The 22,966-nt window shown below is 43.2% G+C and carries 24 protein-coding genes; 3 read left to right on the top strand and 21 right to left on the bottom strand.

Annotated features, from left to right (window positions below; all coding sequences use genetic code 11):
- Window positions 1-11 precede the first annotated feature (11 nt).
- Together PROVALCAL_RS06170 and PROVALCAL_RS06165 are read left to right on the top strand one after the other, a co-directional pair.
- Entirely contained in the window at window positions 12-713 is a 702-nt protein-coding gene (locus PROVALCAL_RS06170) for a fimbrial biogenesis chaperone (RefSeq protein WP_006658282.1), read from the top strand.
- A 183-nt stretch (window positions 714-896) separates the two neighbouring features.
- Window positions 897-1,670, top strand: coding sequence for an AraC family transcriptional regulator (locus PROVALCAL_RS06165; RefSeq protein ID WP_006658280.1), 774 nt, complete (start codon window positions 897-899; stop codon window positions 1,668-1,670).
- Between the two features lie 2 nt (window positions 1,671-1,672).
- On the opposite strand, the gene PROVALCAL_RS06160 is transcribed toward PROVALCAL_RS06165, so the two are convergent.
- From PROVALCAL_RS06160 to PROVALCAL_RS06120, 9 genes are all read right to left on the bottom strand, one after another.
- Window positions 1,673-2,737: a hypothetical protein gene (locus PROVALCAL_RS06160; protein WP_006658279.1), complete on the bottom strand. Its 1,065-nt coding sequence runs from the start codon at window positions 2,735-2,737 to the stop codon at window positions 1,673-1,675.
- Between the two features lie 13 nt (window positions 2,738-2,750).
- Complete coding sequence (locus PROVALCAL_RS06155) at window positions 2,751-3,284, bottom strand: fimbrial protein (RefSeq protein WP_006658278.1); 534 nt, start codon at window positions 3,282-3,284, stop codon at window positions 2,751-2,753.
- Window positions 3,284-3,814 carry a fimbrial protein gene (locus PROVALCAL_RS06150; protein ID WP_006658277.1) on the bottom strand — a complete coding sequence of 177 codons (531 nt, stop codon included), beginning with the start codon at window positions 3,812-3,814 and terminating at the stop codon, window positions 3,284-3,286. Before PROVALCAL_RS06150 ends, PROVALCAL_RS06155 begins: the two co-directional genes overlap by 1 nt.
- Entirely contained in the window at window positions 3,807-4,199 is a 393-nt protein-coding gene (locus PROVALCAL_RS06145) for a hypothetical protein (protein ID WP_006658276.1), read from the bottom strand. The genes PROVALCAL_RS06150 and PROVALCAL_RS06145 overlap by 8 nt, the downstream gene beginning before the upstream one ends.
- A 30-nt stretch (window positions 4,200-4,229) precedes the next feature.
- A complete protein-coding gene (locus PROVALCAL_RS06140) occupies window positions 4,230-4,958 on the bottom strand; it encodes a fimbrial biogenesis chaperone (RefSeq protein ID WP_039861686.1) in 729 nt (242 codons plus the stop codon).
- Window positions 4,959-4,995: 37 nt separating this feature from the next.
- Complete coding sequence (locus PROVALCAL_RS06135) at window positions 4,996-7,500, bottom strand: fimbria/pilus outer membrane usher protein (protein WP_006658274.1); 2,505 nt, start codon at window positions 7,498-7,500, stop codon at window positions 4,996-4,998.
- 72 nt (window positions 7,501-7,572) lie between these two features.
- Window positions 7,573-8,154, bottom strand: a complete 582-nt coding sequence (locus PROVALCAL_RS06130) for a fimbrial protein (RefSeq protein ID WP_006663324.1) — start codon at window positions 8,152-8,154, stop codon at window positions 7,573-7,575.
- Window positions 8,155-8,215: 61 nt separating this feature from the next.
- Window positions 8,216-8,767, bottom strand: a complete 552-nt coding sequence (locus PROVALCAL_RS06125) for a fimbrial protein (protein ID WP_006658272.1) — start codon at window positions 8,765-8,767, stop codon at window positions 8,216-8,218.
- 95 nt (window positions 8,768-8,862) lie between these two features.
- On the bottom strand, window positions 8,863-9,240 hold the full coding sequence (locus tag PROVALCAL_RS06120; protein ID WP_006658271.1) for a helix-turn-helix domain-containing protein: 378 nt from the start codon (window positions 9,238-9,240) through the stop codon (window positions 8,863-8,865).
- A 657-nt stretch (window positions 9,241-9,897) separates the two neighbouring features.
- Here PROVALCAL_RS06120 and PROVALCAL_RS06115 point away from each other — a divergent pair.
- Window positions 9,898-10,518: a flavin reductase family protein gene (locus tag PROVALCAL_RS06115; RefSeq protein WP_006658270.1), complete on the top strand. Its 621-nt coding sequence runs from the start codon at window positions 9,898-9,900 to the stop codon at window positions 10,516-10,518.
- Window positions 10,519-10,565: 47 nt separating this feature from the next.
- Here the strand turns inward: PROVALCAL_RS06115 and PROVALCAL_RS06110 are convergent, their stop codons facing one another.
- The 12 genes from PROVALCAL_RS06110 to PROVALCAL_RS06055 all read right to left on the bottom strand — a co-directional run bounded on the left by PROVALCAL_RS06110 (window position 10,566) and on the right by PROVALCAL_RS06055 (window position 22,958).
- On the bottom strand, window positions 10,566-11,123 hold the full coding sequence (locus PROVALCAL_RS06110; protein WP_006658269.1) for a class I SAM-dependent methyltransferase: 558 nt from the start codon (window positions 11,121-11,123) through the stop codon (window positions 10,566-10,568).
- Between the two features lie 36 nt (window positions 11,124-11,159).
- Window positions 11,160-11,435 carry a zinc-ribbon domain-containing protein gene (locus PROVALCAL_RS06105; RefSeq protein ID WP_006658268.1) on the bottom strand — a complete coding sequence of 92 codons (276 nt, stop codon included), beginning with the start codon at window positions 11,433-11,435 and terminating at the stop codon, window positions 11,160-11,162.
- Window positions 11,436-11,599: 164 nt separating this feature from the next.
- Complete coding sequence (locus tag PROVALCAL_RS06100) at window positions 11,600-12,016, bottom strand: YybH family protein (RefSeq protein WP_006658267.1); 417 nt, start codon at window positions 12,014-12,016, stop codon at window positions 11,600-11,602.
- A gap of 246 nt (window positions 12,017-12,262) precedes the next feature.
- The gene (locus tag PROVALCAL_RS06095) at window positions 12,263-13,909 is read right to left on the bottom strand and encodes a Na+/H+ antiporter (protein ID WP_039861685.1); all 1,647 of its coding nucleotides are present in this window, start codon (window positions 13,907-13,909) and stop codon (window positions 12,263-12,265) included.
- A gap of 274 nt (window positions 13,910-14,183) precedes the next feature.
- Window positions 14,184-14,636 carry a MarR family winged helix-turn-helix transcriptional regulator gene (locus PROVALCAL_RS06090; protein ID WP_006663331.1) on the bottom strand — a complete coding sequence of 151 codons (453 nt, stop codon included), beginning with the start codon at window positions 14,634-14,636 and terminating at the stop codon, window positions 14,184-14,186.
- An 85-nt stretch (window positions 14,637-14,721) separates the two neighbouring features.
- The gene (locus PROVALCAL_RS06085) at window positions 14,722-15,477 is read right to left on the bottom strand and encodes a maleate cis-trans isomerase family protein (RefSeq protein ID WP_006658264.1); all 756 of its coding nucleotides are present in this window, start codon (window positions 15,475-15,477) and stop codon (window positions 14,722-14,724) included.
- Window positions 15,474-16,505: a carbon-nitrogen hydrolase family protein gene (locus PROVALCAL_RS06080; RefSeq protein WP_006658263.1), complete on the bottom strand. Its 1,032-nt coding sequence runs from the start codon at window positions 16,503-16,505 to the stop codon at window positions 15,474-15,476. Before PROVALCAL_RS06080 ends, PROVALCAL_RS06085 begins: the two co-directional genes overlap by 4 nt.
- 18 nt (window positions 16,506-16,523) lie before the next feature.
- Window positions 16,524-17,435: a fumarylacetoacetate hydrolase family protein gene (locus PROVALCAL_RS06075; RefSeq protein WP_006658262.1), complete on the bottom strand. Its 912-nt coding sequence runs from the start codon at window positions 17,433-17,435 to the stop codon at window positions 16,524-16,526.
- Window positions 17,436-17,515: 80 nt separating this feature from the next.
- Window positions 17,516-18,643 carry a cupin domain-containing protein gene (locus PROVALCAL_RS06070; protein ID WP_006658261.1) on the bottom strand — a complete coding sequence of 376 codons (1,128 nt, stop codon included), beginning with the start codon at window positions 18,641-18,643 and terminating at the stop codon, window positions 17,516-17,518.
- Window positions 18,644-18,671: 28 nt separating this feature from the next.
- Window positions 18,672-20,987, bottom strand: a complete 2,316-nt coding sequence (locus PROVALCAL_RS06065; protein ID WP_006658260.1) for a bifunctional salicylyl-CoA 5-hydroxylase/oxidoreductase — start codon at window positions 20,985-20,987, stop codon at window positions 18,672-18,674.
- Window positions 20,988-21,016: 29 nt separating this feature from the next.
- Complete coding sequence (locus PROVALCAL_RS06060; RefSeq protein WP_036968503.1) at window positions 21,017-21,439, bottom strand: acyl-CoA thioesterase; 423 nt, start codon at window positions 21,437-21,439, stop codon at window positions 21,017-21,019.
- Between the two features lie 10 nt (window positions 21,440-21,449).
- Window positions 21,450-22,958 carry an indolepyruvate oxidoreductase subunit beta family protein gene (locus tag PROVALCAL_RS06055; RefSeq protein ID WP_006658258.1) on the bottom strand — a complete coding sequence of 503 codons (1,509 nt, stop codon included), beginning with the start codon at window positions 22,956-22,958 and terminating at the stop codon, window positions 21,450-21,452.
- Between the last annotated feature and the right edge of the window lie 8 nt (window positions 22,959-22,966).

Here is a 22,966-nt window from a genome sequence, read left to right as displayed (position 1 = left end):
AGGATGAAAAAATGCGGCATATTCAAGGGATTATTTACAGTTTAATGTTGCTCCTTCTCAGCTCACAGACGCACGCGAGCTTAATACTCAAAAAAACGCGTTTGATTTACTTAAGCGACCAAAAATCAGCCAATATTCAAACCATTAATGACAGTGAACAAGCAAGCTTAGTACAGAGTTGGGTTGATGAGGGCAATATCCATTCCACCCCTGAAACAACAGAGGCGCCGTTTATTGTGACGCCGCCTGTGACCAAAATCGCCGCTCATGAAGGCGCGCAATTACGGATTCGATTTATTGGTGGGGATTTACCGCAAGATAGAGAGTCTGTTTTTTACCTGAATGTACTTGATATCTCGCCAAAACCTCAAAATAAAGAAGGGATGAATATTATTCAGTTAGCGCTACAAATTCGTATCAAAATTTTTTATCGACCCACAGCGCTTGCCAGTGGCGTAGAGTCATTTATCAATAACGTGAGTGCCTCACATTCCGAGAATCAGCTTTCGATTAAAAACCCTACCCCTTATTTTTTGAATATTTCACAGCTCTATTATGAAAATAGCCAAAATACCCCCATCGCGAAAAGCGTTATGATCCCACCGTATTCAACCGAAAAGCTAGAAGGGAGTCATCGGCAAAATGGTAAACTTATTGCGGTGTATATCAATGATCAAGGTAGCCTCGTAAACCATACAATGAGCATCAATTAGGTACCAAGCCGAGTTAGGGTAAACATTTCCTACTGAGCCAACTTTTGAAAAACCGCCAAAGGCATTGGAATTTCAGCCAACCACGTAAAACATGTGGTTATGTCAATAAAAATTGCCTATATTCGAAAAATAATGATGAATATTTGAATTTCAGCCATCACGATTTCGACAAGAACACAACCAATGAGAAATATTCCACTTAATACTATTGATCACGTTCCACGCGATGTTTTAGCACTCGGTACCGACTACCTACCCAATGTGCTATTGAATTCCCACAAGCATCGACGCGCACAGTTTCTATATGGTGCCACTGGATTAATTGAGGTGAGCACTGAGGATGGTGAATGGGTGATCCCTCCCGATAGCGGCGTGTGGATCCCTCAAAATACCGCTCATGAAACGCGTATGCTAAATGTCAGCACCCGCAGTTTATATATCGAGCCTGCTGCCGCGCCCCGTAACAGTAATAAGTGTGAAGTCCTACGCGTCACACCGCTATTGCGTCAATTGCTACTTGAAGCGGTTGATGTTCCACTGGAGTATGACCTCACTGGGCGCGATGGCGTGCTTATACAGTTGATTCTCCATGAAGTGGCTCGGGCGGAACCCTTACCATTTTTCGCACCAATTCCTCGTGATGAAAGCCTCGCGACCTTATGCAAAGCGTTTTTAAAATCACCGCAAATAACCTCACTACCCCAAGATTGGGCAGCAAAATTACATAAAAGTGAGCGCTCGTTTAGCCGATTTTTTGGGGCGCAAACAGGCTTGTCGTTCTCTGACTGGCGACAACAAGCCTGTTTACTCAATGCAATTAGCCGGATCTCAGCGGGTAAGTCGATCACGGAAGTGGCATTCGATCTGGGCTATAGCAATGTAGGATCCTTCTCGACTATGTTCAAAAAATGGTTAGGACAATCTCCCTCAAGCTTTATTCAACGTATTGAGCAATAGCGCTAATCCAGTGTGGCGATTAGCCACGCGGATCCTTGATAATCACCAGCTTGCGCATTTTCTCCCTGCAGGTGACTACTAATTTCAAACTCTTTCATACTGTGAATTTCGGCTTTGATTTCTTTACCAGATTGCCCGGTTTCAAGATCGGTGATCACCAATTCGCTGTAGATCGTATCGTTATCCCCATTCGTCATAGGTAAACGCTTTTGTGGATCGTCATCTTGTGTGTAATCCAAACGTAAACGCACTTTTGTGGAGGATTGAAAGAGACAATGGTAAGTGACTTGACCGCTAGCACGGTTGTCATATTGCAGGCTGTTTAATTGCCCATGGCGTAAATTCAATACACTTTTTTCTCCACTGCTGGTACTGGTAGAACACTTTGCACCAATATTAATTTGCGATGCAGCTAGTCGTAGGGGAACTGAAGATTCATTGAGTGACCAACTATCATAAGGCGGTGCCACTTTTGGGTTCGTAAATGCCCGTACATAGCCTGCTAAGGGCATTTCACTAATCACTAGCTGCCCATCAATAATCTGCTCTTTAATATAAAACGTCATCGTGATAGGAAAATGGTTATCAAACCTTGGAACATCAAATACAGTCTCCTCACTCGCCATTGAACAAACTCCAGAGCTGCGGTTGGTCCATTCCATCATGTCAGCTTCTACTGTCATGACTAAGTTGGCATTTAGCCGATAAGCTTTGAGTCCTCCGAGAGAAAACCCCGTTTCAGGCACATACATAAATAGCCGATGAAAAGCATTTGAAGGCAAAATTTGTGTACTGGTACTTCCCCAACGTCGCCCAATACACTTAACCAAACCTTTAGGTTCAGCACGGTTGCTATCGATGACAAAGGGTTCACCAACTTGGTAGTAGTTTTGACCATCAGAGCCGACGTCAGGGTGATCCGCCAGTGTACTGTTGTTATTCACCCGTATGGTATAACCGCCATTGGGATCAATGATTTGTGCGGCATAATCCGCTTTCGCCATCATTGACAATATAAGCCCACCAACCAAACAACATGCCCATGCTATGAGCCTAATCTTCAACATATTGGTTTTCCCACTAGTTATAAGTGACTGAAATCATCATTGCAGATGTGAATCTCCCTGCAGGGAGCTGGTTTAATGGTCGTGTATTCACCAACTGTGCTTGTAGGTCAATCCGGTGTTCGGTCGTACTTATGGGCTGAGGGGTGAGCGCCTGTAATTGATTTAATTCTAAAGGAATCGCTTGCCCATCAGTGACATCAAGAAAATGGATCCCCAGCCCTTTCGCACTGGTTGACAAAATATGTCTACCGAGATACTCCTCAGTTCCGTAGCCTTTCGGGTTGAGTAACACTGACAGCGTTTTTCTCCCTGAGCATCCACTGATATACACGGGAAAATCTTTGGTTAACGAAACCTCAGGAGCGCCATTGATTTCAACCACACCAAAATTAATTTGCAGAGGAGAGCTGCCATCTTCACTACGAACATGACAAGCCGGATCCACCATCGTCGCAGCGACATTCACTAAAACATCCCCATAAACTATTGGTGAAATGAGTAACAGCAAACCACACCAATAGTTTTTTACTTTATTGATTTGTTTCACTATTCATACTCCACGGAAAAAGTAACCCAACCAGAAAAATTCCCTGCATTGACGTAACCAAATGGGGGCTTACGCGCCACAACGCCAAATAATAGAGACTGCTCATCTTTCACCACTGATACATGCCCCACATCAATGGGTTCATCCCAAATAATCGGTTTACCTGCGCTGTCCACTAGACCGAGCACCACATCGCTATCACCTTGAGTAATAAGGTAACTATGCCCATCAATATCCACTAACTGCGTTCCATGCCACGTCATTTTGATTAACTTCCCCATGTCTGATTGCTGGCAATGGTCAATTTCAATGGAGAACGGTGTTATTTCGCTCACGTCTCCTTGATTGAGAGACTGCATGCGTAACGCCTCAAGCTGAATCTCTTTTTTCACTGAACCCGCACTGACTTTGCAAGACAAATGAACCAATTCACCGCTAAACTCCACATCCAAAAACTGGGCATATCCTCGTCCAGAAAGGCTCCAAAAAAGCGGCGCAAGTAACCACCAAAATAGTGTTAGCTTATTCATAGCTCACCTCCAATCTCAGTAAATGAGCTGGATCGATGGTATTCGGTAGCTGCACTGTATTATTCCCATTCACCAAGTTAACAGAGGAATGAACCACTCTTTTCCCTGTCGCAGCATCCACCACTAACAACATTGCGGGTGTTTTTGCTCCACTGTCGCTTTCACTGAATGCTGAGCCAGCACCGCATTGAGTCAATACGGGCTTCTCCTTTACTGCTAAGCTGCATGGCGCATTAAATAACGTGGCATTAACCAAAAACCACCCCATGTGGGGGGATTCATAATGTGATTCAGTGGGTGGCACACTGCCTAAAAATTTATCGCCTAGCGCCCCCGTCGTCATTGCCATGGTGATAATTGCGCATCCTAGCCGGATCATTTTCATCCGATTTTCCCCCTCAATGTCTTCGTAAAATTACTGTTCTCCAGAGACGGTACAGGTGTCTCCTTTGCAACGAAATGCCAATGTTGGCTTACCACCATAGTCATTGATGTAGGTCAGATACGGTGTTGTGAGTGAATGCGTGGTGATATCAAAAGTGGATTTTGGTGCCACCATGACGACTTCGAATGAGCTCTCTTCCGACTGTTTTTTACTATTACCAATGCCAATCACCGTTAAATTAAAGGGGGTGGTGTTATTCAAACGGTAGCCTTTCGCCGTTTTCAGTAAAGTGATGTTATGAGCCCATTTCGTCTGGGACATCTCTAGAATTTTTTCAGGGCGATAGAACAATTTCACCCGTGACTGGAGCGCAATTTGCAGAGTATTTTCTTCGGTAGATTTTGGTGGAACTTCCCGCAGATTAAAATAGAAAACCGATTCTCTATCATCAGGTAGCTGGCTCAATAAAGGTGTTTTACTCAAGCGTACCAAACTGTGGCTATTGGCTTCCACACGTTGTAATGGTGGAGTCGCAAGAATAGCGCCCTGGGTAAGTTTCTTGCCTTGTAAATCTTCAATCCAACTTTGCGCTAAATACGCCTCCTCAGGGTTATCATTGGAAATACGCACATTAATCGATTTTTCATTTCCCGGAAAAACAATGCGCGTTCGATCCAGTGTCACTGCACCGTAGGAAGCCTGTGACATAACCATTAGCAAGCTTATCAATGCAGCATAAATTGATTTAAAATTAAACATAATCAACCTCATAAGATAGGTACGATGAAATATTCCGTTATTTTTCACATGGCAATAACAGCATTGACGACGTGGTGTTTAACGAGTCAGGCAAAGTTAACTGGCACTGTTTTTGGCTGTGCCAATAGACCCATAAAGGCTCTTTTCTTACGACGCCAGCCAGCCACGTCACGCCATCCTCCCCCACAATTCCTAACTCTTGATTTGCCTCATTACGTACACTGGCACCAAAAGGTGGATTTTTGCCATTTTGTAACGTAATCACTGAGAACAATTTTTCGCCTTTCATAACAGGGAAGCTGCGATAGCCAATAGCACCTTTCGTCAATGTGATATCGCTGGTTGCATTCAATGCTTCAATGTCATCGGGTAATTTGCTGGTGTTGATGGAAGCCGTAGATTTACGGTAACTGTTCATATTTGGGAGCACCGCTAAGCCAAAACGGTTCGTTTTCGTCACCCCTTGATTCAGAGGAACACCACTTATGTCCGAGGTTTCGACCATAAGACGTGTATCCCCATGCGCAGAACGGTGTAACGCAATTCCTTTACCCGTTACCGTTATCCCACTCTTAATGGAGGCGCCAACACTACGATATTGATGCGGTACATAGCTGCCATTAACCGAGACGTTGGCATCTGAGAGGTCACGAGAATAAAAACCACTAAAACTCGTTTGGCTATCCATATCTTGACCATGGTTATATCCCATCGTCAGGCTATAGTTATCCCGCTCCCCATAACCGCTATACCCCACATTATGGTTATATTGGTTCTGTTTATTTGAGCGAGAATACAGCTCGGAGAACGTGAGGCTATGCCCACTGTATAGCGGGATGGTCAAATACAGGTTAATCGCATCATCTTCATAGCCATTACTTCGCTCGGTTCGCGTCGCAGAAAGTGCAATATTGCCGTTGTATTGAGAAAGAGATGGAAAACTGAGGCTGGTATTGGCATATAAACCATATTGAGTTTGAGGATCATCCTGCCAATAAGTGCTGTACTGATAATTTAATGACAGATTAAAATCATCAAAATATTTATTTAAATAAACTTGGTAGTTTTCCTTGGTTGCGCGAGGTGTCTGCCCCGTTCGATCCTCATCCATATACTGCATTAACGTGCGATATTCTTTGTCTGCAAAACGATAACCTGCAAAGGTAATATCTGTTCGTAAATCATCGAATGACTTTGCATAATTAAAACGATAAGAGCGCCCTTGTAAGTGCCCCTTGTCATCATCAGAATAATCAGCAAAGGATTGCGTAATATCTACAGCAACAGCCCCGAAAGAAAACAGATCTCGACCAATCCCTAATGCCGCGCTTTGATAATACGCATTAAGCTGAGTACCACCATAAAGCGACCACGCATTTGATACACCGTATGACAATTCACCACTAATGACGGGATCTCCCGTTAAATGTCGATTGTCATAACGTGTTTTCCCCACCGCAGCTTTATAATTTATCCGTCCAGGACGCGTTAAATAAGGTAATGAAGCCGTACTAAGGCTAAATTTGTTCTCTTCCCCATTTTCTTCACGCACCGTCACATCTAACACACCACGGATCCCACTATCTAAGGTTTGAATACGAAATGGACCCGGTGGTACTGAAGTTTCTGAAATAATTCGGTCCTGACTACGCACAATAACAATGGCATTCGTTTTTGCGACCCCGATAATTTCAGGCGCATACCCCACCAGTTTTGGCGGCAACATGCGATCATCACTTTCAACGGCAATCCCCGTATACTGCCAAGAATCAAATACATCCGAATAAAAATTGTTCTCCCCTAAGGTGAGCAGTGCCGCGGAGTCCTTCAATGAACGAAATGCATATAACCGACTAAAATCAAAATTATGTTTCTCTTGCGAATAGACTCCACCATGCTGTTCTTGATAAGTCCCGCTAAAGTCTCCACGTAAACGCCAAGCACCAATATTGATCCCAGATGTCCCATTGCCAGATAAATAAATACGCTTATCCCCTTCGGTTTCTTTTGTTGCAGACACATTCGCGCTGTAATCCACAAACGCACCATTGATCCCTTCTTCCCAATACTTAGGCGGGATCCAATAAGGATCTCGATACTCCATCCACATCTGTGGGATCGTCATTTTCAGAGACATTGTGGGTAAATCGACTTTAGTTTGAACGCCCGAAAGTGCAGAAAAATTCAAACATTGGTCATCGCGAAACAGTGTGACTTTTTCCTCTGCTGATTTTTTGAGTCCCATTAATCCCAGCAACTGAGGTGCAAGACACACTTGTTGAGATAACGTTTTCTGTGTATTTTTCTCATCAAAAACAGCGATATCTCGAGGTTCCCCTAAGCGTTGACCATTCACAAAGACGGTCAAGATATAGTCACCTGGTGGAACATATCCAGCGACCGAGAATTGGCTCATATCAATGTTACTAATATCTTCAGCATCTAATACATCCGTATTAAATTCAGCAGCATGCGCATTTCCGATCCCCATACTTAACGCTAATAAAATCGCCAGTCTTAGTTTGCTATGTTTGAACATCATGCCCTATACCACCCCAAATGCGACGAGTGTGCCCCTCTCGAAAGGAATTTCGAGATTATGTTTATTTGCAATTTATTGATAATCGATGAAAAAGCGGATTAATCCTTGATAGTTACCCGCTTGAATCGGTTCTCCTGTCAGCTCCAAACGTAAAAAGTACTGTAAAAAGAGCGTTTTCTCTGATTTATCATGCAGTAACACATTGTCTGACAAAGAATAATATTGACCCGGCACCAATGCATTTAAACGATTATCCAGTACCGAAACCCCAAGACCTCGCGAAGCTCCTTGCAAGACAAACCCATTAATGTGTTCCGCGGTTTGTCCCATAAAGCGAATAGACCACGTTTTAACATCAAGCGAAGAATAAAGACTTCCACAATCTCTTAACTCAAGAATGAAAGGTTGGTTATGCTGTTCACGTTGCAATTTAGTCCCGAGCATCGTGATAGCTAGCGGCGAGAAATCAATCGTTTGGAACCTATTTTGCATCACAACCGAACACGGTGTCGCAATCACAATACCTTTGAGAGTTGCGCTTCCATTAAGCTCAATTTTTTTCTTGCTTTCAGCCCCTGAAATGACTGGGTATACCAGAATACTGACCATTATCAATTGTGCTAATTGGCGAGTGACCCATCGATAAACAATCACAGTTTCCTCCCTCAACTCAGTCGTAATACCGCCAGCGAATGCCAGCGGTAGACTCAGATGTTTACTGGTAAGTAATGCGGAAGTTAGTTACGGCACTAAATTTACCTTCAGCGACATCTTTATTCGTATCAATGGCTTTAGCTAATGCTTTGAACGTTAAAGTGTTATCACCCTTCTTATTGATAATACGGGAAAAAATATCTTTGGCTTTACCAAACTCAAAACCATCAATACCAATCCCCACGTTATTTGCATTGCCAGCAGACGTTGAGAGCAAGGTATTACCCGCATCCGCGTAATTTTGCCCTGTAAAAACCAGTTCCATGCTTTTCACTACCGCAGGTGTTCCTGCGGCATCTTTGGTGTAATCTGAAAAATCACATCCCGTTAATTCAATATTAAAATCCACCTCCGCATTGCGACCATTCTCTAAGCCTCGACGAGAAAGCTGACCAAAATCAATGGTTTGTTTCAAAGAAGACTGAGCAATATTGCAGGGCGAAGTCACAACTGTACCGATAAAATTCACCGTACCGGTATTCTCCGCCATAACACCAAAAGAAGTCGCCGATGCTGCCAGCAGCGTCATGGTTGCTAACTGATTAAGTTTCATAGAATGACTTTCCTTTCGTTTAAAGATGAGAGAAATGCAAAACACCATTAAATAATTAATGGAGAGAACAACATGTTAAATATCATTATTGGGTATTAAAGCTCATGTAATGCCCTGAACTTCAATTTATCGTAATATGAATATTTTGATTTTTTATCTTGAAATAAAAAATTATCTTGTAGTTTTATTTCTGCTACTTCATCTGAATAATTGGCTATAACTTTAAAAAAAAAGTCAGACCAATCTTTGCCTAATTTATTTAATATGGCATCAAGAGTTTCAATGCTCACACTCGTAATACCACGTTCATATCGGGATATTTGTTGTTGACTAATATGGAGCATCCGACCTAATTCCTCACCAGTCAGTGAACAATTAAGCCTAGCCTCCCTAATAAATGAACCAACCTCTTCACGTAGTCGATATTTGTTTTTCATAATATTAAAACCAAATTTAAATAGCTTTAATTTCATTTACTCAAAGGTAGCCATATCATTGAGCAAATAGTTAAATAAAAAATGGATATATCCAAAGTGCAGGAAATTAATTGATTAAAATATAGATACAAGAAATAAATCTGTAAATACGTTTATATCGATCGAAATTATATTATTTAATAGTTAATACCTATCAAATTAATTTTATTGATCACCTTCAACCTAGAAAAAATTAAACATACCAATATTTATCAAAAAGTTACATAATTACATATGCATTATATAATTATGTAATAATTTAAATATCTAATAATTAAACATACTAAAAGCTGTAAAAAAACATCAATTATCTTTAATAAAAATAAACTATTTTCATTTTTGAAAATGACACTAAAAAAACGCCCAAAAAAGAACTTTCGTTTTAATTAAAAATATCAAAATTAAAAATACAATATTTAATTAAAAATAAAAAACAACCTAAAATTACACATTATATGCGTTACATAAATTCAACCCATAAGATTTAAAATATAATTTAAAAAAGAGCACTAAAAGGAAATCGAAACCTATCAATCAATAATAAAACCTATTTTATCCATATCATGCTAAAACTATACAAATGATGCATTTTTCATTTTTAAATATTAACTGAAATAAATTAATCCGTTAGGATAATGAAAAAAGGAGCCAATAATGCAAACTCAATTTTATAGCTACCAACCACAACAAGGTCATGGTCTTCCCCACGACCCTATTCCCTCATTGATCGCTCCTCGCCCTATAGGTTGGATTTCCACATGTGATAAGCAAGGTAGAACGAATCTTGCACCTTATAGTTTTTTCAATATCTTTAATTATTCTCCGCCTATTTTGGTCTTTTCCAGTGTTGGAAAAAAAGATTCTGTCACTAACGCAATAGAAACGGGAGAGTTTGTTTATAATCTTGCGACCCTCGAATTAGCTCAGCAGATCAACCTAAGCAGCGCCATGCTACCTCATGGAGAAAGTGAATTTGACCTCACGCAGCTTTCTACTTTGCCATCCACACTGGTGACTCCTCCACGCATCGCCCAAACGCCTGTTTCCATGGAGTGTGTGGTCACTGAATATCAGCAATTAAAGCGTGCAGATGGTAGCCTACTGGATACGTGGATGGTCATGGGAGAAGTCGTGATGGTGCATATCGATGAAGCTACCTTAGAGCAAGGCTTATATAACAGTGCCCGCCAAAAACCTCTGATGCGGGCGGGGGGACCGGCTGATTATTACTGGATTGAAGAGCAACAAAAACTCGAAATGTATCGCCCTAAATAATCAATAGAGGCTAAGACCAGCACATATTACGCTGGTCTTAAAACCCATTATTTGGGTACGCAGGTATACACCCAAGCAGGTGGGAAATTTCGATATACCCGCTCTTTTGTAAATGAAAAATAACGAGAAAATAACCGCTCGCAACCTTGTGTATACTGAAATAGCACCAGCCTACCGTGATTCTTGAGCAAGCTTTGGCGTACCTTTTTCAAGATTCGCATACTGGTTTTTTTATGTAGAGACAAGAAAGGGAGCCCTGAAATAATCAGATCATAATCGCCACGTAAATATTCAGCTGAGCAGGGTTTAACTGTTACTCTGGGATCTTCAATCTGATTTAAAATAGCAATAAAATCACGATTAATTTCATAGAGCTCCAAACTCGATTTCTCAGGAATTTCATTTGCAATGTAACGCGTCATTACACCATTACCCGCACCGATCTCTGCAATTTTTATGCAATTTCTCCAATCTATATTGCTAACTATTGCATAGCATAACCAGCGAGATGATGGCATCACTGTTCCCATCGAGGCGGGTGATGCAATAAAATTTTTAATATAGAGTTGGTAATGATTTTTTTGAGAAAAAAACGATGCAATCATGCTTCCTCCTGAACTCGGAATACCTTTTCTATTTTCCTAAGTTGCCGTTCCACACTCGCTGCAAAATTTCGCATTTAGGCTGACGATACTGCGGCATTGTGGGCAGATTATTCCTTCCGCGTTTTGGCGGTCACCGTATTGATAACCCTCCCCCAGTTTCGCACCATACCCGTGCTTATCTTGGTAATTGTGTTTATCACCGTTATTGTGCTTAGAATCGCTACCATGCCTTGAATTATTTTGATATTGGCCACCGTGTTTAGCGCCGCCGCGATGTTTACTGAGATTAAATAACCAGCTGAAAATTGACATAAAAGATATCCTCTACTGTTATTCTTCACTCGAGTATAAACCTTAGAGCTAACTTCAAACACAACAGCAAAACTCAATAATTACAATAAAAAACCATTGATTACGTAAACTGAATTTCGCTGTTCTATACCAACAAAAATAGACTCAGCAGCCATGATTGAGCTTTACGATTTCAGCAATGATGTGCCATAGGAATTATCAATCACGCATAACCACTTGCCTTCAATCAGTTTAAAAACGTAGGTGGCTTCTCGCGCCGTATTAAATTCGGTGCCATCCTGCATTTGTGCACTTAAAAGAGTCTCAGCGAGCACTAAGGCGCAGTCTTCACCAAAAATGACTTTCACCGCACCTTGGGAAACTTGCAGAGTATGATTAAAAAATTCTGCAATAGTAGAAAAGGCTTTCTGGAGGTTCTCTTTTCCATGGACATGCAAGCCATCTTTCACCACTAATGCGCCATTTTCAGAATAGAAATTCATTAAATAACTGAAATTTTCTTCTGTGATTGCACGATCTGCGCTGGCAATTAAGGCTTCAAGATCTTGGGTATGTTTTTGAGTATTATCGAGAAGATTCATTGATAGTTCCTTGTGGAAAGTTAACCAGACAAGGACAAAAAACCCGCCTTATCTGGCGGGTTGAGGATGTCACAGACTCCCACCAGTTAAGTGATGGTCATCATAATCATTAAATGAGCGGCATGCTGCGACATAGTTTTTTCCTCAATAGAATTAGAAAATACATTATCAGTAATAAAATATATTTCAATGATGATGTAAAAACGGCTTAAGTATCTTAAGCCGTTAGAGTCAACATTTCATGAATCAGTGTTTTGAACTTTTATGGTGATTTAATGTTTCTTCTTTTAAATCAAGTTCATCACGTAAGCGATGATACACTCGTTCGTTGATGTTTTTTCCTTTACGCATTTGGTATAAGGCTTCACGCTTCGCCTTAAGAGCGGAATTAGACATCGAGCGTTCCATTTCGATCATACGGTGTAAGTCAAAGACATCCGATTCAGTTTCATCGGAGTTATCTAAACGACGACCATAGATTTCGAGCAACTGAGCACCGACTTCGGTACGCATCGCAATCTCATCCACATCCTCGGAAGGGTGATTCATTAACTCACGAATATGTGCCATTGCCGCTTCGTTTAGCGCCAAACGAGCACGAATTTCGTCGTTATCGTAGGGTAAATCTTGGACTAACCCTTTGGTTAAAATAGGTAAAGCAATACTCGCAATTAACAGGGAACATAAAATGACTCCCATCGCGAGAAAGATTGCCACATCACGGTTAGGGAATAACGAACCATCTGGCATCAACAGTGGTAAGGTCAAAATACCCGCTAATGTAATTGCACCGCGCACACCCGCTGTTGCCATCACCGCCATCATACGAATACGCACTTCATCCGCTTGTTTTCCACGACGTCGATGATGAAACACCGTCAATGTCATTGATATCCATACCCAAGCAAAACGCAATGCACCTAATGCAATGGTAATCACTGCCACATACACAAATAGCATCCAAGGGTGGCTAGCACCTGCTGCTTCAGCGACCTGTGGCATATTCGTCCACATTCCCGGTAACTGCTCACCCAGTAGGATAAAGATCATGCCGTTAAGACCCGCCTGCACTGTATCCCAAACTGCCTTACTTTGCATACGTGTTGCGGCTTGCATACGCCCAGCAATTTTTTCATAGTGCATCGCAATACCTGCAACGACCGCGGCAAGTATCCCAGAAACATGCAAATGCTCAGCAAGTAAATAGGCTGTAAATGGCATTAATAAGCTAATCATGATTTGGATGGCAGGTTCTTCACCAGTACGCTTAACCAAGAATTGGTTTAACCAACCTATAGCCCATGCCACTAATAAACCAATCGCAATACCGCCAAATGCCACCAGTACAAATTGCCCTGCGGCAGAAGTTAGAGAAAACTCACCTGTCAGTGCCGCGACAACCGCAAAGCTAAAGCATACTAAGCCTGTTGCATCGTTGAGTAAGGACTCCCCTTCTAAAATGTGCGCCATACGCGAAGGTAATGGTGAATTCACTGTCATTGCGGATACAGATACAGGGTCAGTCGGCGAAAGAATCGCCGCCAGCGCAAATGCAACCGCCAGAGAAATCGTTGGAATCAACCAATGAATAAAGAAGCCCATTCCAATCACTGTGACAACAACCAGACCGATCGCCAGAGATATAATTGGTTTAATTTCTTGAAATAACGCCTCTTTTGGAATGCGCCAGCCATCAAGAAACAGTAATGGAGGAATAAATAAAAATAGAAACAGATGAGGTTCAAATTCCACTGTAAACCCATAAAACGATAAGGCAGCACCTAACGCGATTTGGATAATAGGTAATGGAATAATGTCTTTAAGTAATCGTGAAACGAACACGCTCACGACGACTGCAAGTAAAAAAACGAGTACAAGTGTCACTACCGACATTGAGTGCTCCATAATGGTTTATCTTAGTTATCTGATTTGCAGTAAATAGATAAATCAAATCAATGTAAAGTGACAATTTATGCTCTAGAAAAAAAATAAAATAAATCAAAAACTACGATAGCAATCATTGTGTTACAGAATATTACTTAATTTCCAACACATTACATTTATGATGAATATGTTAGTGTTTTATAAGGGTTTAATAATTTTTCGGTCTATAAAATCCTCATACTCATCAAAAACAGATGAATCCTAGTATTTCGATGGAGTTTATCTATTTGATTTCTGGGCTATGTCTATCAATTAATTCTTGTAAAACTTGTTTGAGCATTTTGCTTTTACGAGCGCCTAATGGTGCTAAAACCTGCCTTTCATGCTCTTCTGCGGCAACCAATAATCCTTCCACTAACTCCACTCCACTCGAAGTTACACTGACTAATGTCACGCGTCGGTCACTCCCTGAATGATTATTATGGCGGATTACATGCCCTTGCTGCTCCAATCGCTGTAAAACCCGCGTAATAGTCGGTTGCTTGCTGACTGTTTTTTGCGATAACTCGGTGATCCCCATCGAACCATTATTCGCCAATGTAGAAAGCACCCGCCATTCCAACACGGATAACCCGTTAGCTTCCACAACCGCATGAAATTCAGAAGAAACCAACATCCATGCCTGCCCCAGCAGAGCGGGCAGGTAATTATCAACGAAGACTTTCGATTTAGGCATCAATTCCTCTTTTTTAGCTTCTGGTTTTATCACGTTAGAAGCTAGCAGAGTAGCAGAAGGAAACCGAACTCTTAACATAATTTAACTAAAATCTGCCACTAAGCAGTGAGCCAAAGCCATCAACTCGAGTATCTAATCCCAATTTTTTTAGCATCATATATGTCGTTGCCACGGATGATGACAAGACAGGCAAGCCCACTCTATTTTCTATCAATTGAATTGAAGGCAGCGAAGGCATCTGTACACAAGCTGATGCCACAATGGCGTCCACATTAGTGTTCAGTTTTTTGGTAATTTCAACAGGGGCTAATGGATTTTGTCTACCAACTTCAAGGTTATCAGGTATTTCTAGAGAGATACTGTCCACCACCTCAATACCTTCATGTTCGATGTAATCGATAACCAGCTGTGTTAATGGTTTCATGTATGGGGTCAGAATTGACACTTTTTTGGCACCCATTGCATGTAAACCATCAACTAAAGCCCCTGCACTTGTCACGACCGGCGCTGGATGCCCGTTATCTATCGTGCATTGATGAAGACGTTTTTGCGAAATGCGGTGATAGCCTTTACCCATGCTCATAATGGCAACTAAGCAGGCATACCCCAATACATCTACATCAGCATCGGACAACTCAATAGCACAGCGATCACTGTCAGAATCCATTTTAGCTAATTCGTCTTTGGTCACTTTTTGCATACGCATACGGCTAGAGTGAAATGTAAAGCGTTCGGCAAACATGGCTTCACGGGCACGTAAAATAGCCGGAATTTCAGTTTCCATGGTGGTATTAGACGAAGGCACAATCTGCCCAATACGAAATGTACGCGCTAAGCTCATAGTCCTTTCTCCAAAGAAGAGTCATCCGATTCAGCAAATTGATTAAGTTCATCAATATCTTGCCCACTATGATGGAAACGGGCAGCCGTTAAAGGACGTCGATTAACCTGTAAATCAAAGATATCAAAGCGATTATAATGCCCAGTAATATCATGCATCTGACGAGGTTGAATGCAGCGATTCAAATCAATTTCACCATAAACAATACCTTCTTTATCAATCAAAGGTTCCCCAATAACGCGCCCATCGGGACCGATAATGCCGGAAAATGCACTATTTGGGCGAGCCAGTAATTCACGAGACTCAGGATGGGATGTTGCCATGGCGTCAACGATTTCTTCAGAGACCGTTGAACAAGAAATGATAGTAAATACCTTACCTTCAAAGCAGTGCGCTGAAGCTCGTAAGCGAATGGCATCAGCCATATCGTAATCTTTCGGTGCAACTGGCAGAGCAATATAGCTGGCAATGTGTACCAGCTCACCCTGAGCTAATAATGAGAAACGCGCCAATGTATTGGTATTTTCCCCACATGCCAGTGCGCCTAGAGGACCAATGCTCGTTTGGTGCACTTTTAGAGAAGATGCATCACCGTTCGCCCACGTCAGCTTTTCCGCCCATGTCGGCACTAATTTACGGTGCCGCCCTAAAATTTTGCCTTCATCAGAAATAGTCACCAGCGTGTTATACAGCGTCGCTATGCCGTTCGGATTACGTTCATTCACCCCAACAACAACATTGATATGGTGACGAGCTGCCGCTTGCGCAATTTTTTTAATTTCGGGTCCCGGTACTTCAATCGCTGACTTACACAGTTTTTCAAACCATGGGCTGCCATCAATCGGATTCATCACCCAGCTCCAATACGGGTAGCCAGAAACAAACACTTCAGGGAATGCGACTAATTTAGCGCCATTATCAGCCGCCTCTTCAATAAGCCGACACACTTTGTCCACAGTGGCATCAGTATCAAGAAATACAGGGGCGGCCTGCACTGCCGCCGCCTTAAATTGAGGTAGATTCAACATGTAGTTATCCCCCTTAAGTTATACTGCAACCACTGGATGACGTAACTCACCGATTTTTTCTACATAAGCTTCAATCACATCGCCTGGCCACACCCACTCTTGAGGAGAACGTCCGGCTCCCACCCCTTCAGGCGTTCCTGTCGCGATAATATCCCCGGGTTCTAACGTAATGCCCTTGCTGATGTCTGCAATCAATGCATTCACGTTAAACAACATATGACGCGTATTGGAGTCTTGCTTAGTCACACCATTGACTTTCAGACTCAGATTCAATGAATGTGGATCAGGGATTTCATCCGCAGTGACGATACAAGGACCAAATGGCGCATAGGTGTCTTGTCCTTTCGAGTAAATCCATTGACCAGCTCGACGGCAATCACGAGCGCTCATGTCGATCATCAAGCTATAACCGAACACATAATCCAGGGCATCTTCTTGCGCTACGCCTTTAGCGCGAGTTCCCATAATGACCGCCAATTCGACCTCCCAGTCTAACTGCTGAGTAATTTGGGCATTATGTTCAATGGCATCACCCGGTCCAATCACGGTTGTCGGCGGCTTAGAAAAAATCACAGGTTCTTTTGGTAATTCTTTAGATGTATCCAACATACGGCTAGACTCTGCAACATGCTCAACATAGTTCAAGCCAATACCAAAAATGTTTTTTCTTGGGCGCGGAATTGGCGCTAATATTTTCACATTTTGTACAGGCCACGCCGTTCCTGCTGGGAATTGCCCTTGATAACCATTTAATAACGCCGTTCCCGCACGCACGCCTTGAGGGCCTAAATCAATAAATTCCAGCATGTTATCAGGAAGATATTGACCATTTTCCTCTGCCAATCTCGCTAAATCCACAACTTGCTCATCCACAATCGCGCCTAAGCGAGCTGCTGCGGTAACATCTGAACGGTAAGTAATAAGACGCATAATTTTTCTCCTTGAGTCAGGTCTCAAGACCTCACTGAAATCTTCACGTAATAGTTAGGATCAATAATTAGATCAAATAGTTAACCAATCACTTTTTGGTGACCGTCATTTTCCACCAAAGCCTCTTCATAATAGAGACCAAGGGAGTGCATCACTGGCAAGTCGCTAAAACAGAACAGACAAGCATCTTCACTTTGGGATGTATTAATATGTTCGTGGAACATCCATGACGGTACACAGAAAATGTCGCGCTCTTGCCAATCAAAACGCTGCCCGTTAATAATCGAGTAACCTGACCCTTTCGCCACTTGGTAAATAAAGCTACCCGTATGACGATGAGCTTTACCAACAAAGCCAGGACGTAATAACTGCATGCTTGCCCCAATGGTTGGCATGACAGGACCGCCAGTTAATGGGTTGGTGTAATTCATTAAGACATCATCAAACGGTGATCCTTCCGTCACTTTTGCGGCTCGCTGTAACGCTTCGTAAGTGGGCCCCCACTGGTATTTAAACAATGGCGAATAAGGCTTATCCCATCCCACATGGTGCGGACGTAATGCCGTTGCCCCCCACATCCCAACGGGATAATCAACTGGGCGGGTTTGTGCTTGATGTAAATCTGGGTGAACTTTATAAAAACCAGCCTCCATGGCATTGACGAGTGGAATATCTAATCCGTCCTGCCAAATACACGGTAGCCCACCTTCTTCAACACCATGCTCATGCCAAGTACCATTTGGCGTCAGCACAAAGTCATTGGCTTCTAAAATCATTTTTTGCCCTTCCACGATGGTGTAAGCTCCACGCCCTTCCATAATGAAACGCAAGGCAGATGATGAATGCGCATGAGCGGAAGCCGCTTCTCCGGGATGCATCACCTGTAAACCTGAATACAACCATCCAACCGCAGCAGCAACATCTTGGCGACCTGGGTTATTTAAATAAATCACGCGACGACCCGCCTTTTCTGGCGTCACTAAATCCACTGAACGTAAAACATGCTCGCGTAAATCTTGGTAACGCCATAGCACTGGCACTGACTGAGATTTTGGCTGCCATGGCTCAATTTTATTGGCAACAGTCCAGAGCGCACCTGTTTTTAATTCATCTAACTGCTTGTAATACGCCAACAATTCCGGTGTATCTGCTACATCTGCGCGTCCTGCGATATTCTCTCTGTATTGTTCATGGGACTGAGTAGTCATGGTTTTTCCCCCTTTCGCATTGACGCCATTAGCGGTTTTTCGATTGTTGGACTAATTGTTGGCGACCATATTCATAAGGTGCTGGCCAAGTTACGCTGTTCCACCCAAAGCGCGCACATTCATGTAATAACCACGCAGGATCAGAAAGCAGCGGGCGAGATAATGCACAGAGATCGGCTCGCCCTGATGCGATAATGCTATTAACTTGATCTGCATCGGTGATTGCCCCAACGGCAATCACCGGAACCGATCCTTCATTACGAATTCGATCCGCCATTGGCGTTTGATACATACGCCCATAAACAGGCTGCTGAAGAGGGGAAACCTCACCGGATGAGCAATCGATAATATCGGCTCCAGCTTGATGCAGAGCCTGTCCAATCAGCACTGCTTCATCAACTGTCGTTCCGCCTTCCACCCAATCTGTCGCAGATATTCGCACCGAGAGCGGTTTGTCTTCAGGCCACACTTTCCTCACCGCGCTAACCACTGCTAGCGGGAAACGTAGACGGTTTTCTAATGACCCACCAAATGTATCAGTGCGCTGGTTAGTCAGTGGAGAGATAAAGCTCGATAACAGATAACCATGCCCAGCTTGCAGTTCTAGCCAGTCAAAACCCGCTTGATCTGCACGTTTTGTTGCCGCCACAAATTGGTCAATAATGCTTGCCATCTGAGCTTCGGTCAGCGCAGATGGTGTCTGTGATAGAGACGGTAAATAAGGTAATGGGGAAGCTGAAACTAACGGCCAGTTGCCTTGTTTCAATGGATGGTTTTCTTGTTCCCAACCGCGCTGCGTAGAGCCTCGACGTCCAGCATGCCCCAATTGCATCCCAATTTTCGCATCTGTTTTCTGGTGTACAAATTGCGTCACATTTTTCCATGCCGCCACTTGCGCATCATTCCAAATACCTGGGCAGCCCGTCGTCACTCGCGCTTCTGGAGAAATGGCGGTCATTTCCGTCATAATTAAGCTGGCACCACCTAACGCACGGCTACCGATATGCACGAGGTGAAAGTCACCTACCAGCCCATCTGTTGCGCAATACAACAGTGTTGGAGAAGCAATAACACGGTTCTTCAACTCGACATTACGTAAACGAAATGGCGTCAACATCGGGGCAATTTTCTGACTAGCGAGATGGCTTGGTAAACCTGATTTCTCTGCAAACCAATTTTCATAGTGGGTTAACCAGTGATCATCACGCACACGCAAATTTTCATGGGAAATGCGCTGAGAACGGGTTAATAGAGAGTAAGCAAACTGTTCAGGGTCGAGATTTTCGTAACGTTGAACATTCTCAAACCACTCGGTCGAGTTACGTGCTGCATTTTGGATTTTCAGCACTTCAACACTACGTACTTTTTGATAGTGCTCTAATCCTTTGCGCAAATCACCTTGGGTGGCTTTCAAGCTTTCACATAATTCGATGGCATCTTCCAAAGCCAGCTTGGTGCCCGACCCAATAGAAAAATGCGCGGTGTGCGCTGCATCACCCATCAGAACCACGGGAACATCTTTACCGCTTGTTGGATGTGTCCAATGTACCCAGTTATCACAAATAACTCTCGGGAAGCGGATCCAAATCGCCGCACCGCGTAAGTGAGCAGCATTCGCAATCAACTTTTCACCATCTAACCATGGCGCAAACAGTTTTTCACAGTAAGCTATTCCATCTTCTTGAGACATTTGGTCGATGCCTGCTTTGAGCCATGTCTCTTCCGTCGTTTCAACAATAAATGTAGATAAGCCTTCTTGGAATTGATACGCATGAACTTGGAACCAACCGTGCTCATTTTCAGCAAATATGAAGGTAAATGCGTCGAAAATCTTTTTCGTGCCTAACCAAACAAAGCGGCAACGACGTTGATCGATATCCGGTTTAAAGACGTTTTCATAGCGAGTACGGACTGCGCTGTTGATCCCATCAGATGCAATCACCAGATCTGCATCATATTGGCGTGCGATTTCCTGATCATCGACAACTTGAGTTTCAAAAACCAATTCGACACCGACTTCAAGGCAACGATCTTGCAAAATATTCAGTAATTTCTTACGTCCTATACCGATGAAACCATGACCGCCACTACGGTTACAGCTACCTTTGAAATGAATGTCGATATCATCCCAATGGCTAAATTCGGCGCTGATGGTCTCTGCGGATACAGGGTCAGCTTTGCGCAAATTACTTAATGTGGCATCAGAAAATACGACACCCCAGCCAAAGGTGTCATAAGGACGGTTACGTTCAACCACCACCACCCGATTTTGTGGATTTTGCAGTTTCATCAGCAACCCGAAATAAAGCCCTGCGGGACCGCCGCCGATACAAACGATATTCATGGAATTTCTCCTTTAATTACGTTGTGCCATTACACCGGTTGCTGCTGGGTTAAGGCGCTATACAGTGCTTCAGGGATAGGAATTGCCTGATGCGTGATAAGTGATGTCGTGACATAAGTTTGTGTCACTTCCATGCGCAACTCGCCATCAAGACTGATGCAACGTTGGTGTAAAGTCAGAGACTTACCGCCAATGCGTTTAACGTGCAGCTCAAGCTGAACATCATCCCCCATCCGACTAATTGCTTTGAAATCTGCTTCTAAATGCACCGTGGGTAAACCAAAGCGTTGCTCAAGGATGTACCCTGCGAATCCTTCAGGAATCAACTCATCAAACCAACGTTCAATGAGATTGTTAAACATCACAAAATATTGCGGATAAAATACAATTCCTGCGGGATCGCACTCTGAAAAGTGGATCCGATGGTGTCGAGAAAAGGTCAGTAAACTCATGATGCGGTCCTTATTCCATCGCCAAACGCTGACGGCATTTTTTCAATTCATTACCGTGTTCATCTGCCAAAGCCGCTTCACGCAGTTCACGTAAATTAATGGGGGCTAACTGGCTACCATGACGCTCAACGATTTCCATCAATATTTGGAAATTGCGCAAACCACGGGCATGAGTATCGCTATATCCCTTCACCACTCTCTGGCATTGCGCAATCTCAGTGGCTAGCGCAGGGTTGCTTTTCGCCGCTTGCGTCACCGCATCTAACCATTTTTCAATACGATTATTTTCAAGTTGATAACGCAATGTTGAGCGCCGCCCTCTTCGCCACGCGGCGAGTGCATATAACTGTAAAAAGCCCCAAAGCGAACTGGTAGTGATCGTGCGTCCCTTTTGCGTTAATTTGCGAACGGCTTTGTGAATCCAATGTGGTTTCATTAGCCAGTTTCCTAAACTTTTGGGAAGCGTTTCGCAAATCTCTTCAATTCTTGGATGCATAAATTCATTGATATCGAGCAATTGGTTATCTTTTGCTTGGACTTCACTACGGACTCGCGCAAAACGGCTATCACGAATTTTTAAGTCAGCCACACGGATAGTGTCCTCATAAGACATCCACAGTGCTAAATGGCGAACTAAAGCACGTTGTAAGCGCGGATCATCGCCACCTTTTTGCGCAAATAACGCTTGAAGTCGATTGAGGTACGACTCTGCATAAGCAGGATCTTGGTAATCAATCAAGCGACGAACGCCTTCAATGGCAAGGTAGTGAACATGGTCAGGGAATTGACTCTCGATACGCGCAAGGAGAACGGCAACATGTTTATTTTTTGGTGTTTTTTCAATCAATTGCGAAGATTCCGCTTGATAGGTTTCTTCTGGTTGAGCCGCTTTTTCAGCACCCAACGTAAACGCACGCAAACTGGGTTTCACCCCAACACCACCACGAACAATGGTTTCTTCAAACTGTTCACGGCTAAATGGCAAAACCCCCGAACCAAACAACGCACCAAACAGAACGGCACTGATGACACTACCACTCTCTTGCGCAGCTTGTGCCATATCAAAATGAATAAATTGACGGGCAGCTTGTCCTGCATGACGAATCAACGCTTGGCTATCTACGCGCCCATCCCCCATTGCCGACTTTTCTGCAATCGAATACACCCGATGAGTCGAGCTTATCAACGTAGTACGTTCCGAAGTCACAAAACCACGCTGTACGGCACGTCCTGCCTCCATTAGCTCGGAAGCTAAAACCACATCCACATCTCCCGGCATTGGCATTAGGGCTAATACTGGTGAAGGGGTGTCTGGGTTGTCAGCCCCAGGGAATAATTCAACATAATAAATTGTTGCCCCCGTCCGCTGAGCCACACCTGGTACTGATGTGGTTTGCGCAAAATACCCATTCTCTTCGCCAAGATTAACAATCCAATCGGCGAGTACGCCGCCGCCTTCCCCACCCATTGCAAGGATGGCTATTTTGATAGGCTGTAAGGTCATTAAAGGTTGTGTCATATGCCCCC

Origin of the sequence: Providencia alcalifaciens DSM 30120, from assembly GCF_000173415.1 — a bacterium.
Classification (GTDB): domain Bacteria; phylum Pseudomonadota; class Gammaproteobacteria; order Enterobacterales; family Enterobacteriaceae; genus Providencia; species Providencia alcalifaciens.
Note: the sequence above shows the minus strand (reverse complement) of the source record. Positions and strands in the feature narration are given on the sequence as shown.